Origin of the sequence: Escherichia sp. 93.1518 (assembly GCF_013368915.2) — a bacterium.
In the GTDB taxonomy this organism is placed as follows: domain Bacteria; phylum Pseudomonadota; class Gammaproteobacteria; order Enterobacterales; family Enterobacteriaceae; genus Escherichia; species Escherichia ruysiae.
The window spans coordinates 78,533-93,131 of the sequence record NZ_JABWMT020000008.1 but is presented as its reverse complement, the minus strand read 5'-3'; the positions used below and the strand labels follow the sequence as shown (position 1 = coordinate 93,131).

Genomic DNA, 14,599 nt, shown 5'->3' with positions numbered 1-14,599 from the left:
CTAACAGGTGTTCACTGGAACTATTCTCAGTTACGCTGGAGAGGTATACACGTGCGTGTACGTTTCTCCGGAGTAAGTTATGGTTCAGAAGCCTCTCATTAAGCAGGGATATTCGCTGGCAGAGGAAATTGCCAACAGCGTCAGTCACGGTATTGGACTGGTGTTTGGTATCGTCGGGTTGGTATTGCTACTGGTTCAGGCGGTGGATCTCAATGCCAGCGCCACGGCGATAACCAGTTATAGCCTCTATGGTGGCAGTATGATCCTGCTGTTCCTCGCTTCGACGCTTTATCACGCCATTCCTCATCAACGGGCAAAAATGTGGCTGAAGAAATTTGACCACTGCGCCATTTATCTGTTGATTGCCGGAACCTACACGCCGTTTTTGCTGGTGGGGCTGGATTCTCCGTTAGCGCGCGGGTTGATGGTTGTTATCTGGAGCCTGGCATTGCTGGGGATTCTGTTCAAACTGACCATCGCGCACCGATTTAAAATCTTATCTCTGGTGACTTATCTGGCTATGGGCTGGCTGTCGTTGGTGGTGATTTATGAAATGGCAGTTAAGCTCGCGGCGGGCAGCGTTACCTTACTGGCCGTAGGCGGTGTAGTTTACTCGCTCGGGGTAATTTTCTACGTCTGCAAACGCATTCCCTACAACCACGCCATCTGGCACGGCTTTGTGCTCGGCGGCAGCGTGTGCCATTTCCTGGCGATTTATTTGTATATTGGGCAGGCGTAATTGGTATGCCTTTGTAGGAATGAAAAGATACACCAGCGTCGCATCAGGCGATAAATGCCTGATGCGACACAGAGATTTACTCTTCGAGCGAATACGGCAGCGGCTCGATATGCAATGTATTCGCATCGTCACGCACGCGGAAGATGCTGTCCGGTTCCATATCGTTATTCATGACGACCTGTACCACGACCTGACCATCTTCCAGTTTTACCGCAGCCAGCACCGTACCGGTGCGACGCCAGTTTTCGCCCATTTTCAGCTCGATGTCTTCACCTGCTTCCGGCAGTCGGCTGGCGCTACCTGCCAGCAACCAGAGCGCGCGTTTGTTGGCACCACGGAATTTTGCTCGCGCCACCATCTCTTGCCCGGTATAGCAGCCTTTCTTAAAGCTGATGCCGCCCAGCGCCTGGAGATTGGTCGCCTGGGGGATAAACTGCCCGCTATTAGCCGCATCAATCACCGGGAAGCCCGCTTCAATGTTTAATGCCAGCCACTGTTGGCTATTGTTCAGTTCCGCTTCGCCGCGCAGTTTATCGGTCAGCGCACTGGCGGTAGTTTCATTGGTCACGATCAGAAAACGTTCTGCCGGGTGTTCAAACCATAGCAGGGTGGTCGCACCTTCTCTGACCACCTGTTTTTCCTTCGAAGGCAGTTCACTAAAGATATTCGCCAGCGCGGCGCGTGCCTGAAAACCGGCAACACCGAGAAGCACACGTTCATCGTCAGGGGCGATGGTCACTTTAGAAAATACCGCATATTTTTTCAGTTCGGTAAGCTGCGACTCGCGCACGCTGCGCCGTTCAATCCATGTGAAACCGTCGCCATCGTGGAACAGACGCAAATTGCTCCACATTTTACCTTTAGCATCGCAATGTGCGGCGAGCAGGTGCTGATCTTCTGTCATCTGGCTGACATCTGCTGTCACCTGACCCTGCATATATTTTTCGCTGTCCGCGCCAGTAATGGTGGCCAGCGCCCAGTCATCAAGCGTCATCAGCGTCAACGGTAAACGGGCAGAAGCCGTAGGCTGACGGGGAGGAAAAGGTGTAAAAGCCATAATGGAGTCCTGTTTTACAAACGGCGTAATTAATGACTAATGGTAAAAGAGCTATGGGGCATTGCAAGTGCTTTCACTACGCGATCTGTGCCTTCAGCCAGGCTTTGCGAGGTGACTTCCAAAAAAATGAAGCCATTGAATTGTTGTGGATTAATTTCGCGATCGTGATTGTGTTTACCGATATTCCCGCAAAAGAAGTCGAAAAACACGTTACAATAGCCAGGTACTGGATTTTCGTGAGACAGGAAGAAGATGGACATTAATAACAAAGCCCGCATTCATTGGGCATGCCGCCGTGGTATGCGCGAACTTGATATTTCGATCATGCCGTTTTTCGAACATGAGTACGACAGCTTAAGCGATGACGAAAAACGCATCTTTATTCGTCTGCTGGAATGTGACGATCCTGATCTGTTCAACTGGCTGATGAATCACGGTAAACCGGCCGATGCAGAACTGGAAATGATGGTCCGACTCATCCAGACACGGAACCGGGAACGTGGTCCTGTGGCAATCTGAACTGCGCGTCTCCTGGCGCGCGCAGTGGCTTTCCTTGCTGATTCATGGGCTGGTTGCCGCTGTTATTTTACTCATGCCCTGGCCGCTTAGTTACACCCCGTTATGGTTGGTGTTGCTTTCGCTAGTGGTGTTTGATTGCGTTCGCAGCCAGCGGCGTATTAATGCTCGTCAGGGCGAGATTCGTCTGCTGATGGATGGGCGTTTGCGCTGGCAGGGGCAGGAGTGGAGCATCGTTAAAGCGCCGTGGATGATTAAAAGCGGCATGATGTTGCGTTTACGTTCTGATAGCGGCAAACGTCAGCATCTGTGGCTGGCAGCAGACAGCATGGATGAAGCCGAATGGCGAGATTTGCGGCGGATTTTGTTACAGCAGGAGACGCAAAAATAATGGCGACGGCAAAGCGAGTGCGCTATGCCGTCAGTAATCTCAGGCGTAATGCTCAGCCATTTCGTTGAGGATTTGCTCGCACCAGCTCTGAATACGCTCGTCGCTGAGGTCATACTGGTTAGTTTCATCCAGCGCCAGACCTACGAACAGTTGCCCGTCAGCAATCACCGGTTTCGGACTGGTGAACTCATACCCTTCCGTTGGCCAGTAGCCGACGAACTTCACGCCTTTGGTCGAGAGTTTGTCATGCAGCATACCGAGTGCATCGAGGAACCACTCACCATATCCCAGTTGATCGCCTAGCCCATACAGCGCAACAATTTTACCTTCAAGGTTCAGGTCGTCGAGCTGATCCCAGACGGCTTCCCAATCCTCCTGGATTTCACCAAAATCCCAGGTCGGGATTCCCAGGATGAGCACATCGTACTGCTCCATTAATTTAGGGGAGTCGTCCTTGAGGTTATGTAAGGTCACCAGTTCTGGGCCGATAATATCGCGGATTTTTTCCGCTGCCATCTCGGTATAACAGGTGCTGGAACCGTAAAAAAGACCCATATTCATAACGTAAGCTTCTCGATTCTGCTGTGGCTTTTGCGGCTAGTGTATCAGAATCGCTTTAGTCACGGCACAATAAGGCATAATGGATCAAACGAGTAACGATAAGGGGCGCAAGTGAAACAGGATCTGGCACGCATCGAGCAGTTTCTTGATGCCCTGTGGTTGGAAAAAAATCTGGCAGAAAATACGTTGAACGCATATCGTCGCGATCTGTCAATGATGGTGGAGTGGTTGCATCATCGTGGACTGACGCTGGCAACGGCGCAAAGCGGCGACTTACAGGCATTACTGGCAGAACGGCTGGAAGGCGGGTATAAAGCCACCAGTTCCGCTCGTTTGCTGAGTGCGGTGCGCCGATTGTTCCAGTATCTTTATCGCGAAAAGTTTCGTGAAGACGATCCCAGTGCGCATCTTGCTTCGCCAAAATTACCCCAGCGTCTACCGAAAGATTTAAGTGAAGCGCAAGTCGAAAGGTTATTGCAGGCACCGCTGGTTGATCAGCCTCTGGAGCTACGCGACAAAGCGATGCTCGAAGTGCTGTATGCTACCGGATTGCGTGTCTCTGAACTTGTAGGGCTGACGATGAGCGATATCAGCTTGCGTCAGGGGGTGGTGCGGGTAATTGGTAAAGGCAACAAAGAACGCCTGGTGCCGTTAGGTGAAGAGGCAGTTTACTGGCTGGAAACCTATCTGGAACACGGGCGACCGTGGTTGCTAAACGGTGTGTCAATTGATGTACTGTTTCCCAGCCAGCGTGCGCAGCAGATGACGAGACAAACTTTCTGGCATCGCATTAAACATTATGCCGTGCTGGCGGGGATCGACAGCGAAAAGCTGTCGCCGCATGTGTTGCGTCACGCCTTTGCCACCCATTTGTTAAATCATGGTGCGGACTTACGCGTTGTGCAGATGTTGTTGGGTCATAGCGATCTCTCGACGACTCAAATTTATACGCATGTCGCTACTGAGCGTCTGCGGCAACTTCATCAACAGCATCACCCTCGGGCGTGATAGCTGAAAAGAACGGGATGATTTATGAAGAAAGGTTTTATGTTGTTTACTTTGTTGACGGCGTTTTCTGGCTTTGTTCAGGCGGATGACGCGGCAATACAACAAACGTTAGCCAAAATGGGCATCAAAAGCAGCGATATTCAGCCAGCACCCGTGGCAGGCATGAAGACAGTTCTGACTAACAGCGGTGTGTTGTACATCACCGATGACGGTAAACACATCATTCAGGGGCCAATGTATGACGTTAGCGGCGCGGCACCGATCAACGTCACCAACCAGATGTTGTTAAAGCAACTGAACGCGCTCGAAAAAGAGATGATCATCTACAAAGCGCCGCAAGAAAAGCACGTCATCACCGTGTTTACCGACATTACCTGCGGCTACTGCCACAAAATGCATGAGCAGATGGCTGACTACAACGCGCTGGGGATCACCGTGCGTTATCTCGCGTTCCCGCGTCAGGGGCTGGAAAGCCAGGCGGAGCAACAAATGAAAGCCATCTGGTGTGCAAAAGATAAAAATAAAGCCTTCGATGACGTAATGGCAGGCAAAGCCGTTACCCCGGCAAGTTGCGATATCGATATTGCCGACCATTACGCACTTGGCGTACAGCTTGGCGTTAGCGGAACTCCGGCAGTTGTGCTGAGTAATGGCACACTGGTTCCGGGTTATCAGCCGCCGAAAGAGATGAAAGAATTCCTCGACGAACATCAAAAAATGACCAGCGGTAAATAATTCGCGTGAAACAACAGATACAACTTCGTCGTCGTGAAGTCGACGAAACGGCAGACCTGCCCGCTGACCTGCCCCCCTTGCTGCGGCGTTTATACGCCAGCCGGGGCGTGCGCAGCGCGCAGGAACTGGAGCGTAGCGTTAAAGGTATGCTGCCCTGGCAGCAACTGAGCGGTGTCGAAAAGGCCGTTGAGATCCTTTACAACGCTTTTCGCGAAGGAACACGGATTATTGTGGTCGGTGATTTCGACGCCGACGGTGCCACCAGCACAGCTCTGAGCGTGCTGGCGATGCGTTCTCTCGGCTGTGACAACATCGACTACCTTGTACCGAACCGTTTCGAAGACGGTTACGGCTTAAGTCCGGAAGTGGTCGATCAGGCTCATGCGCGTGGCGCGCAGTTGATTGTAACGGTTGATAACGGCATTTCTTCCCACGCAGGTGTTGAACATGCTCGGTCGTTGGGCATTCCGGTTATTGTTACCGATCATCATTTGCCTGGCGAAACTTTACCTGCGGCGGAAGCCATTATTAATCCCAATCTGCGTGACTGCGAGTTTCCGTCGAAATCGCTGGCAGGCGTTGGCGTAGCGTTTTATCTGATGCTGGCGTTACGCACCTTTTTGCGCGATCGGGGTTGGTTCGATGAGCGTGGTATCGCAATACCGAATCTGGCGGAATTGCTGGATCTGGTGGCGCTGGGTACGGTGGCGGATGTAGTGCCGCTGGACGCCAATAATCGTATTCTGACCTGGCAGGGGATGAGTCGCATCCGTGCCGGGAAGTGCCGTCCGGGGATTAAAGCTCTGCTGGAAGTGGCAAACCGCGATGCACAAAAACTCGCTGCCAGCGATTTAGGTTTTGCGCTGGGGCCGCGTCTCAATGCCGCCGGACGACTGGATGATATGTCCGTTGGCGTGGCACTGTTACTTTGCGACAACATCGGCGAAGCGCGCGTTCTGGCTAATGAGCTTGATGCACTAAACCAGACGCGAAAAGAGATTGAACAGGGAATGCAGGTCGAAGCACTGACCTTGTGCGAGCAACTGGAGCGTAGCCGCGATACGCTGCCTGGCGGGCTGGCAATGTATCACCCTGAATGGCATCAGGGCGTCGTTGGTATTCTGGCTTCGCGCATCAAAGAGCGTTTTCATCGTCCGGTTATCGCCTTTGCGCCTGCGGGCGACGGTACGTTGAAAGGTTCTGGGCGCTCCATTCAGGGACTGCATATGCGCGACGCGCTGGAGCGGTTAGACACGCTCTACCCTGGCATGATGCTCAAGTTTGGCGGTCATGCGATGGCGGCAGGATTGTCACTGGAAGAGGACAAATTCGAACTCTTTCAGCAACGCTTTGGCGAACTGGTTACCGAGTGGCTGGATCCGGCATTATTACAGGGTGAAGTGATTTCCGACGGCCCGTTAAGTGCAGCGGAGATGACCATGGAAGTTGCGCAACTGCTGCGTGATGCCGGTCCGTGGGGGCAGATGTTCCCGGAACCGCTGTTTGACGGTCATTTCCGCCTGCTGCAACAGCGGCTGGTGGGGGAGCGCCATCTGAAGGTCATGGTTGAACCGGTCGGCGGCGGCCCGCTGCTGGATGGTATTGCGTTTAACGTTGATACGACCCTTTGGCCTGATAACGGCGTGCGTGAAGTTCAACTGGCCTACAAACTGGATATCAACGAGTTTCGTGGCAACCGCAGTCTACAGATTATCATCGATAATATCTGGCCACTTTAGCGTCGTCTTCTCTATAAAAAAGAGTGTGGATTGGGTACAATCCCGCTCTTATCACCGCATTTTGACTAGCTCAATAAAAGAAATCAGACCATGTTTGAAATTAATCCGGTAAATAATCGCATTCAGGACCTCACGGAACGCTCCGACGTTCTTAGGGGGTATCTTTGACTACGACGCCAAGAAAGAGCGTCTGGAAGAAGTAAACGCCGAGCTGGAACAGCCGGATGTCTGGAACGAACCCGAACGTGCGCAGGCGCTGGGTAAAGAGCGTTCCTCTCTCGAGGCTGTTGTCGATACCCTCGACCAAATGAAACAAGGGCTGGAAGATGTTTCCGGTCTGCTGGAACTGGCTGTAGAAGCTGACGACGAAGAAACCTTTAACGAAGCCGTTGCTGAACTCGACGCCCTGGAAGAAAAACTGGCGCAGCTTGAGTTCCGCCGCATGTTCTCCGGCGAATATGACAGCGCCGACTGCTACCTTGATATCCAGGCAGGTTCCGGCGGTACGGAAGCACAGGACTGGGCAAGTATGCTTGAGCGTATGTATCTGCGCTGGGCAGAATCGCGCGGTTTCAAAACTGAAATTATCGAAGAGTCAGAAGGTGAAGTGGCGGGTATCAAATCCGTGACTATCAAGATCTCCGGCGATTACGCTTATGGTTGGCTGCGCACAGAAACCGGCGTTCACCGTCTGGTGCGTAAGAGCCCGTTTGACTCCGGCGGTCGTCGTCACACGTCGTTTAGTTCCGCGTTTGTTTACCCAGAAGTGGATGACGATATTGATATCGAAATCAACCCAGCGGATCTGCGCATTGATGTATATCGCGCGTCCGGTGCAGGCGGTCAGCACGTTAACCGTACCGAATCTGCGGTGCGTATTACTCACATCCCGACCGGGATTGTGACCCAGTGCCAGAATGACCGTTCCCAGCACAAGAACAAAGACCAGGCCATGAAGCAGATGAAAGCGAAGCTTTATGAGCTGGAGATGCAGAAGAAGAATGCTGAGAAACAGGCGATGGAAGACAATAAATCTGACATCGGCTGGGGCAGCCAGATTCGTTCTTATGTCCTTGATGACTCCCGCATTAAAGATCTGCGTACCGGGGTTGAAACCCGCAACACGCAGGCAGTGCTGGATGGCAGCCTGGATCAATTTATCGAAGCAAGTTTGAAAGCTGGGTTATAAGGAACCAACATGTCTGAACAACACGTACAAGGCACTGACGCGGTAACCGATCTTAACAATGAACTGAAAACACGTCGCGAAAAGCTGGCGAACCTGCGCGAGCAGGGGATTGCCTTTCCGAATGATTTCCGTCGCGACCATACTTCTGACCAACTGCATACAGACTTCGACGGTAAAGAGAACGAAGAGCTGGAAGAGTTGAACATCGAAGTCGCTGTAGCTGGTCGCATGATGACTCGCCGAATCATGGGTAAAGCTTCTTTCGTTACCCTGCAGGATGTCGGTGGTCGCATTCAGCTGTATGTAGCTCGTGATGATCTGCCGGAAGGCATTTATAACGATCAATTTAAGAAATGGGATCTTGGCGATATTATCGGCGCAAAAGGTAAGCTGTTTAAAACCAAAACCGGCGAACTGTCGATCCACTGCACCGAGCTGCGTTTGCTGACCAAAGCACTGCGCCCGCTGCCAGACAAATTCCACGGCTTGCAAGATCAGGAAGCGCGTTATCGTCAGCGTTATCTGGATCTTATCTCTAACGATGATTCCCGCAACACCTTTAAAGTGCGTTCACAGATCCTCTCTGGCATTCGCCAGTTCATGGTGAATCGCGGCTTTATGGAAGTTGAAACCCCGATGATGCAGGTGATCCCTGGCGGTGCGGCTGCGCGTCCGTTTATCACCCATCATAACGCGCTGGATCTCGACATGTACCTGCGTATTGCGCCGGAACTGTACCTTAAGCGTCTGGTGGTTGGCGGCTTTGAACGAGTGTTCGAAATCAACCGTAACTTCCGTAACGAAGGTATCTCCGTACGCCATAACCCAGAGTTCACCATGATGGAACTCTATATGGCTTACGCGGATTACAAAGATCTGATCGAACTGACCGAATCGCTGTTCCGCACTCTGGCGCAGGATATTCTCGGTAAGACCGAAGTAACCTACGGTGATGTGGTACTGGACTTCGGTAAGCCGTTCGAAAAACTGACCATGCGTGAAGCGATTAAGAAATATCGCCCGGAAACTGACATGGCAGATCTGGATAACTTCGACTCTGCGAAAGCGATTGCTGAATCTCTCGGCATTCACGTTGAGAAGAGCTGGGGGCTGGGTCGTATTGTGACCGAGATCTTTGACGAAGTGGCAGAAGCGAATCTGATTCAGCCGACCTTCATTACTGAATACCCGGCTGAAGTTTCTCCGCTGGCGCGTCGTAACGACGTCAACCCGGAAATCACCGATCGCTTTGAATTCTTTATTGGCGGTCGTGAGATTGGTAACGGCTTTAGCGAACTGAACGATGCAGAAGATCAGGCGCAGCGTTTCCTAGATCAGGTTGCGGCGAAAGACGCAGGCGACGATGAAGCAATGTTCTACGATGAAGATTACGTTACTGCGCTGGAACATGGTCTGCCGCCGACAGCAGGTCTGGGAATTGGTATCGACCGTATGGTTATGCTTTTCACCAACAGCCATACTATCCGCGACGTTATTCTGTTCCCGGCGATGCGTCCGGTAAAATAAGTATTACGCGTAAGCACATAACCCCGGCAACCGTCGGGGTTTTTTATTTAAGCTGTGTAAATGCAGACAATTGTTTTCTGGCTTCGCTATTGGCTACCTGCATCACCATCCACGGGCTGAACGCCCACGGCGTAGCATCAATACCGTGTAATACATCTGCTAAATCACACCATTGATAATCCATCACTTCATCATTGTTGGGCTGTAACTCGCTGATTACGCGAGCGGCAAATACCGGGCACACTTCATTTTCGACAATGCCACTCGGATCGGTGGCGCGGTAGTGAAAGCCGGGATAAACCGGTTCTGGTGATGTTATTTCCACACCCAGTTCAAAGCGGCAACGGCGGATCACTGCGTCTTCGTTGCTTTCTCCCAGTTGTGGATGCCCACAAACCGAGTTTGTCCACACACCCGGCCATGCTTTTTTGCTCAGTGCGCGGCGGGTAACTAATAATTGCCCTTTGGCATTAAACAGCCAACTGGAGAACGCGAGATGTAAGGGGGTATTTGCCGTGTGTGCAGCATATTTTTCCAGTGTACCCGAAGGGACTCCCTGTGCATTCAGTAAAATGACGTGTTCCGTTTGCATAATTTCTCACATGTAATTCTAATCACTCGTCATTATAGATAACAGAAGTGTTAAATGATTAACCAAGTGAGCGTTTATCGACAACCGCCCGTTTTGAGCGGATGCCGACAGAGAAAGACCATTTAAAAAAGCAACATCATATATTTGAAGCGGCTTTCAATAGCCATTGCAACGCAGTCAGAAATGACAGGAATGGAGATCATTAAGAGTAATAACAGACTGAATATAGCGCGCATTAAAAGATTCATATTATTCTCCATGCTCATTTTTCTTCAGCTTGCGCATCAGAAGCCACATACGTACTGTCCTGACTTTTAGATCTTTATCAGAGACGGATTCCTTCACCAGGTCAGCATGATGCTGATAGCCATTAAAGAAGACGTTCAGCACAACGGCGCTAAGGGTTGCGAGCATAATGCCGCTATGCAGCAACGGTTGCAGTACGGCCGGTAATTTAGAAAAAAAATCGTGAGAAAGCGTCGGGGTCATGCCAACGCCGAGACTGATTGCCACAATATAAAGGTTGTAACGGTTGGTGGTGTAGTTACAGCGCGACAGAATCCGAATCCCTGTTGCCAGCACCATGCCGAACATCACCAGCCCCGCGCCGCCCAGCACAAATTGCGGAATGGAAGCCACCAGCACCGCCATTTTAGGCACCATGCCGAACAGAATTAAAATAATCCCCGAAGAAATACACACCCAGCGGCTATGAACGCGCGTCACGCTGACCAGACCGACGTTTTGTGAAAAAGATGTATGCGGAAAACTGTTAAACGTTCCGCCGATCATGGTTCCTACGCCATCCACGCGCAGCCCGCGAATAATGTCGTGCGAAGAGAGCTTACGACCGACTATTTCACCCAGTGCCAGGAACATCCCCATCGACTCAATAAATACGATGATGAGAACTGCGGTCATGGTCAAAATAGAAACGGGGTCGAAAATCGGCATACCAAACGACATCGGCGTAACAATCGCAAACCACGAAGCATCATGCAGCCCGGATAAATTGACTTCATTCATCATCCATGAAAGTAAAAAGCCAAATACAATCCCCAGTAATACGGCAACATTGGACATAAATCCTTTTGCATAGCGAGTAATAAGCAAGATGAAAATTAAGACTGCGAAGGAGATTCCTAAATAAACGGGATTACCATATTGCGGATTTCCTTTACCTCCCGCAGCCCAATCAATGCCCACCTGAATAATACTCAGCCCGATAGAGGTAATAACCACACCGGTAACCAGCGGTGGGAACAAAGGCATTAAGCGACCAATAAGCGGCGCTAATAATGTGGTGATAAATCCGGCTGCGATGGTTGCGCCAAAAATCCCCAGCAGCCCGATATCCGGGTTCATCCCGATAGCTATCATTGGCGTTACAGCTGCAAAGGTCACTGACATAATAACGGGCAGGCGGATCCCCATAAAACGACCGATGCCAATGCATTGCAAAAGTGTGACGATACCGCAGCAAAAGAGGTCGGAGCTAATAAGCATCGCTATCGCCTCTTTGGTAAGGCCGAGTCTGTCACCAATCATCAGTGGTACAGCGACTGCGCCTGCATACATCACAAGTACGTGTTGCAGACCGAGTATGATCAACTTTCCTGGTGATAATATGCGGTCAACCTCATCGGTGGGGCGGTCTTGCCCTGAAGATGAGGGAAGTTGGGAATCTATGGCGCTCATCAGTCATTCTCCTTTCGCTCGCCAGAGTGAAATGCAACCGTTTACGTTAATAAAACTGTTTAATGACATGCTCGTGGGATGCCAGTTTTAACGAGGAAGGGAAGTTATAGAATGGAAATGCGGAGGCAATCACATAATCCTGGTTAAACCAAGAAAATGAGAAAAGAATAAGACAATGGAATTATCTTTAATTTTCTCATATTGATATGTCTTTAATCATTCTGGCATGTTGCACTCTCGCATTTAATGCTTTTGAGTTGGATTACTCTGTTTTCAGCGATGGAGTTTAATTAATGAAAGCGGCACAGATTGAGGGGTAATAATTTGACCTCAGTCGCAAAATATCATTAAAGCGGACACGTTTTATAATATATGCCCGTTTATTGCATCGCGACATTTGAGAAGACATAACTCATCAAATGAAAGGGATGCAAATGAATAAGTTTATCGCTGCTGAAGCTGCGGAATGTATAGGCTGTCATGCCTGTGAAATTGCCTGTGCGGCGGCACACAATCAAGAAAACTGGCCGCAGAGCTACAGTGACTTTAGACCCCGTATTCACATTGTTGGGAAAGGCCTGCACGCGAATCCGGTGGCCTGTCATCATTGCAACAATGCCCCCTGCGTTACGGTTTGCCCGGTAAATGCTCTGACTTTCCAGCCTGATAGCGTACAACTGGACGAGCAAAAGTGTATTGGCTGTAAAAGATGCGCAATCGCTTGCCCCTTTGGCGTAATCGAGATGGTCGGTTCTATTGCGCAGAAATGCGACCTTTGTAACCAGCGCAGTTCCGGCGCGCAAGCCTGTATTGAGGTCTGCCCAACACAGGCGTTAAGGCTGATGGACGATAAAGGGTTACAGCAGATAAAGATGACCCGCCAGCGCAAAACGGCAGAAGGAAAGGCGTCATCAGATGCTCAGCCATCTCGCCGTGCAGCGTTGCTCCCCGTTAACCCGCGCAAAGGCGCAGAGAAAATTACAGCGAACGAGCGGAAGACTCACTTTGGCGAAATCTATTGTGGACTGGATCCGCAACAAGCAACTTATGAGAGTGACCGCTGTGTTTATTGTGCCAAAAAAGCCAACTGTAACTGGCATTGTCCGTTGCATAACGCCATTCCGGATTACATCCATCTGGTACAGGAAGGGAAGATTATTGAAGCGGCAGAACTCTGCCACCAGACCAGCTCCTTACCAGAAATCTGCGGCAGGGTATGTCCGCAGGATCGGCTTTGTGAGGGCGCATGTACTTTGAAAGATCACTCTGGCGCAGTCTCTATCGGCAATCTGGAACGCTATATTACTGATACTGCGCTGGCGATGGGCTGGCGTCCCGATGTCAGCCAGGTCGTTCCGCGTATGGAACGGGTAGCTGTGATTGGTGCCGGGCCAGCAGGACTGGGGTGTGCCGATATCCTGGCGCGCGCTGGCGTTCATGTTGATGTCTTTGATCGCCATCCGGAAATCGGCGGTATGCTCACCTTTGGTATTCCTCCTTTCAAGCTCGATAAAGCGGTGTTAAGCCAGCGGCGGGAGATATTCACCGCGATGGGGATCGACTTTCATCTCAACTGTGAAATTGGCCGCGATATCTCTTTCAACGAATTAACGGCGGAATATGATGCTGTTTTCCTCGGGGTGGGGACTTACGGGATGATGCGAGCGGATCTGCCGCATGAAGATGCGCCCGGTGTGATTCAGGCGCTACCGTTTCTGACCGCGCATACTCGCCAGTTGATGGGGCTGCCAGAGTCTGCAGAGTATCCGCTGACGGATGTAGAAGGTAAGCGAGTTGTCGTATTGGGGGGCGGCGATACAACAATGGATTGCCTGCGCACATCCATTCGCCTGAAGGCCGCCAGTGTGACCTGTGCTTATCGGCGTGATGAAGTCAGTATGCCCGGCTCGCGAAAAGAGGTGGTTAATGCGCGTGAGGAAGGCGTTGAGTTTCTGTTCAATGTTCAGCCGCAATATATCGCTCTTGATGATAACGGGCGCTTAAAGGCGGTGGGCTTGATTCGTACCGCAATGGGTGAGCCGGGGCCTGATGGTCGCCGTCGTCCACGTCCGGTGGCGGGATCTGAGTTTGAACTGCCCGCCGATGTGCTGATTATGGCCTTTGGCTTCCAGGCACATGCCATGCCGTGGTTGCAGGGCAGCGGCATTAAACTTGATAAATGGGGGCTGATAAAAACTGGCGATGCAGGGCATTTATCCACCCAGACGCATCTGAAAAAGGTTTTTGCCGGTGGTGATGCCGTTCATGGTGCGGATCTGGTCGTCACCGCAATGGCAGCAGGAAGACAGGCGGCACACGATATGTTAGCTATGTTTAATACGAAGGCATCGCGATGAAATCGTTAATTATCGTTAATCCAGCTGACTGTATTGGCTGCCGTACTTGCGAAGTGGCTTGCGTGGTCGCCCATCCGTTAGAACAGGAGTTGAATGCGAGTTTCTTTCTCCCACGTTTAAAAGTGCAGCGTCTGAACAACATTAGTGCGCCAGTGATGTGCCATCAGTGCGAAAACGCCCCTTGTGTTGGCGCTTGCCCCGTGCAGGCGCTGACGATGGGCGAACAGGTGGTACAGGCAAATTCTGCCCGCTGTATTGGCTGTCAGAGTTGTGTCAGTGCGTGCCCGTTTGGGATGATCACTGTTCAGTCTTTGCCCGGACATACTCGCCAACTCATCGTGAAATGCGATCTCTGTGAACAGCGGGAAGAGGGGCCAGCCTGCGTTGAATCTTGCCCAACGCAGGCGTTGCAGTTGATGACTGAGAGAGAACTCAGGCAAATCCGCCAGCAGCGTATTGCTGCCAGCGGCGAGAATCATCTCTGATAGAA

The 14,599-nt window shown here is 51.2% G+C and carries 17 protein-coding genes; 12 read left to right on the top strand and 5 right to left on the bottom strand.

What is annotated here, in order from left to right; translation table 11 throughout:
- Positions 1–79 precede the first annotated feature (79 nt).
- On the top strand, positions 80–739 hold the full coding sequence (trhA, locus tag HEN21_RS07975; protein ID WP_000250279.1) for a PAQR family membrane homeostasis protein TrhA: 660 nt from the start codon (positions 80–82) through the stop codon (positions 737–739).
- A 76-nt stretch (positions 740–815) separates the two neighbouring features.
- Here trhA and ygfZ read toward each other — a convergent pair whose 3' ends face one another.
- Positions 816–1,796 carry a tRNA-modifying protein YgfZ gene (gene ygfZ / locus HEN21_RS07970; protein WP_176252458.1) on the bottom strand — a complete coding sequence of 327 codons (981 nt, stop codon included), beginning with the start codon at positions 1,794–1,796 and terminating at the stop codon, positions 816–818.
- Between the two features lie 32 nt (positions 1,797–1,828).
- Here ygfZ and HEN21_RS07965 point away from each other — a divergent pair, with 32 nt between their 5' ends.
- The 3 genes from HEN21_RS07965 to HEN21_RS07955 are packed head-to-tail and all read left to right on the top strand — an operon-like array spanning position 1,829 to position 2,703.
- The gene (locus HEN21_RS07965) at positions 1,829–2,059 is read left to right on the top strand and encodes a hypothetical protein (RefSeq protein ID WP_000181266.1); all 231 of its coding nucleotides are present in this window, start codon (positions 1,829–1,831) and stop codon (positions 2,057–2,059) included.
- Positions 2,049–2,315 (top strand): FAD assembly factor SdhE, encoded by a 267-nt coding sequence (sdhE, locus tag HEN21_RS07960; protein WP_000354046.1) that lies wholly within the window; start codon positions 2,049–2,051, stop codon positions 2,313–2,315. Before HEN21_RS07965 ends, sdhE begins: the two co-directional genes overlap by 11 nt.
- Positions 2,296–2,703 carry a protein YgfX gene (locus tag HEN21_RS07955; protein ID WP_000244787.1) on the top strand — a complete coding sequence of 136 codons (408 nt, stop codon included), beginning with the start codon at positions 2,296–2,298 and terminating at the stop codon, positions 2,701–2,703. Before sdhE ends, HEN21_RS07955 begins: the two co-directional genes overlap by 20 nt.
- Before the next feature lie 39 nt (positions 2,704–2,742).
- Here the strand turns inward: HEN21_RS07955 and fldB are convergent, their stop codons facing one another.
- Positions 2,743–3,264: a flavodoxin FldB gene (gene fldB / locus HEN21_RS07950; protein WP_001055874.1), complete on the bottom strand. Its 522-nt coding sequence runs from the start codon at positions 3,262–3,264 to the stop codon at positions 2,743–2,745.
- Between the two features lie 111 nt (positions 3,265–3,375).
- Between fldB and xerD the strand changes: the two genes are divergently transcribed.
- The 5 genes from xerD to lysS all read left to right on the top strand — a co-directional run bounded on the left by xerD (position 3,376) and on the right by lysS (position 9,462).
- Complete coding sequence (gene xerD, locus HEN21_RS07945; protein WP_000806649.1) at positions 3,376–4,272, top strand: site-specific tyrosine recombinase XerD; 897 nt, start codon at positions 3,376–3,378, stop codon at positions 4,270–4,272.
- Positions 4,273–4,296: 24 nt separating this feature from the next.
- Positions 4,297–5,007, top strand: coding sequence for a bifunctional protein-disulfide isomerase/oxidoreductase DsbC (gene dsbC, locus HEN21_RS07940; protein ID WP_000715234.1), 711 nt, complete (start codon positions 4,297–4,299; stop codon positions 5,005–5,007).
- Positions 5,008–5,012: 5 nt separating this feature from the next.
- The gene (recJ, locus tag HEN21_RS07935; RefSeq protein ID WP_176252457.1) at positions 5,013–6,746 is read left to right on the top strand and encodes a single-stranded-DNA-specific exonuclease RecJ; all 1,734 of its coding nucleotides are present in this window, start codon (positions 5,013–5,015) and stop codon (positions 6,744–6,746) included.
- A 90-nt stretch (positions 6,747–6,836) separates the two neighbouring features.
- Positions 6,837–7,935 (top strand): peptide chain release factor 2 gene (gene prfB / locus HEN21_RS07930; RefSeq protein ID WP_001701073.1). Its coding sequence is split into 2 segments (ribosomal slippage): positions 6,837–6,911 and positions 6,913–7,935, totalling 1,098 coding nucleotides; the frame shifts between segments, so codons are not numbered across the junction.
- 9 nt (positions 7,936–7,944) lie between these two features.
- Positions 7,945–9,462, top strand: a complete 1,518-nt coding sequence (gene lysS, locus HEN21_RS07925) for a lysine--tRNA ligase (protein ID WP_176242613.1) — start codon at positions 7,945–7,947, stop codon at positions 9,460–9,462.
- 43 nt (positions 9,463–9,505) lie between these two features.
- On the opposite strand, the gene idi is transcribed toward lysS, so the two are convergent.
- Complete coding sequence (idi, locus tag HEN21_RS07920) at positions 9,506–10,054, bottom strand: isopentenyl-diphosphate Delta-isomerase (protein ID WP_105286458.1); 549 nt, start codon at positions 10,052–10,054, stop codon at positions 9,506–9,508.
- A 54-nt stretch (positions 10,055–10,108) separates the two neighbouring features.
- On the opposite strand from idi, the gene HEN21_RS07915 reads away from it, so the two are divergent.
- Positions 10,109–10,180 carry a hypothetical protein gene (locus HEN21_RS07915; protein ID WP_123056740.1) on the top strand — a complete coding sequence of 24 codons (72 nt, stop codon included), beginning with the start codon at positions 10,109–10,111 and terminating at the stop codon, positions 10,178–10,180.
- On the opposite strand, the gene yqfG is transcribed toward HEN21_RS07915, so the two are convergent.
- Both yqfG and uacT read right to left on the bottom strand, forming a co-directional pair.
- Positions 10,177–10,302 (bottom strand): protein YqfG, encoded by a 126-nt coding sequence (gene yqfG / locus HEN21_RS07910; protein WP_016159664.1) that lies wholly within the window; start codon positions 10,300–10,302, stop codon positions 10,177–10,179. The genes HEN21_RS07915 and yqfG overlap by 4 nt on opposite strands.
- A 1-nt stretch (position 10,303) precedes the next feature.
- Entirely contained in the window at positions 10,304–11,752 is a 1,449-nt protein-coding gene (gene uacT / locus HEN21_RS07905) for a urate/proton symporter UacT (RefSeq protein WP_010347966.1), read from the bottom strand.
- Positions 11,753–12,186: 434 nt separating this feature from the next.
- On the opposite strand from uacT, the gene ygfT reads away from it, so the two are divergent.
- Positions 12,187–14,109, top strand: coding sequence for a formate-dependent uric acid utilization protein YgfT (ygfT, locus tag HEN21_RS07900; RefSeq protein ID WP_176252456.1), 1,923 nt, complete (start codon positions 12,187–12,189; stop codon positions 14,107–14,109).
- Positions 14,106–14,594, top strand: coding sequence for a 4Fe-4S dicluster domain-containing protein (locus HEN21_RS07895; protein ID WP_000838403.1), 489 nt, complete (start codon positions 14,106–14,108; stop codon positions 14,592–14,594). Before ygfT ends, HEN21_RS07895 begins: the two co-directional genes overlap by 4 nt.
- The last annotated feature ends 5 nt before the right edge of the window (positions 14,595–14,599 follow it).

Bases quoted from the DNA above. Each gene is read 5' to 3' on its own strand.
- trhA (WP_000250279.1), top strand. From the start codon at position 80: ATGGTTCAGAAGCCTCTCATTAAGCAGGGATATTCGCTGGCAGAGGAA.
- ygfZ (WP_176252458.1), bottom strand. From the start codon at position 1,796: ATGGCTTTTACACCTTTTCCTCCCCGTCAGCCTACGGCTTCTGCCCGT.
- HEN21_RS07965 (WP_000181266.1), top strand. From the start codon at position 1,829: ATGACTAATGGTAAAAGAGCTATGGGGCATTGCAAGTGCTTTCACTAC.
- sdhE (WP_000354046.1), top strand. From the start codon at position 2,049: ATGGACATTAATAACAAAGCCCGCATTCATTGGGCATGCCGCCGTGGT.
- fldB (WP_001055874.1), bottom strand. From the start codon at position 3,264: ATGAATATGGGTCTTTTTTACGGTTCCAGCACCTGTTATACCGAGATG.
- dsbC (WP_000715234.1), top strand. From the start codon at position 4,297: ATGAAGAAAGGTTTTATGTTGTTTACTTTGTTGACGGCGTTTTCTGGC.
- lysS (WP_176242613.1), top strand. From the start codon at position 7,945: ATGTCTGAACAACACGTACAAGGCACTGACGCGGTAACCGATCTTAAC.
- idi (WP_105286458.1), bottom strand. From the start codon at position 10,054: ATGCAAACGGAACACGTCATTTTACTGAATGCACAGGGAGTCCCTTCG.
- yqfG (WP_016159664.1), bottom strand. From the start codon at position 10,302: ATGAATCTTTTAATGCGCGCTATATTCAGTCTGTTATTACTCTTAATG.
- uacT (WP_010347966.1), bottom strand. From the start codon at position 11,752: ATGAGCGCCATAGATTCCCAACTTCCCTCATCTTCAGGGCAAGACCGC.
- ygfT (WP_176252456.1), top strand. From the start codon at position 12,187: ATGAATAAGTTTATCGCTGCTGAAGCTGCGGAATGTATAGGCTGTCAT.
- HEN21_RS07895 (WP_000838403.1), top strand. From the start codon at position 14,106: ATGAAATCGTTAATTATCGTTAATCCAGCTGACTGTATTGGCTGCCGT.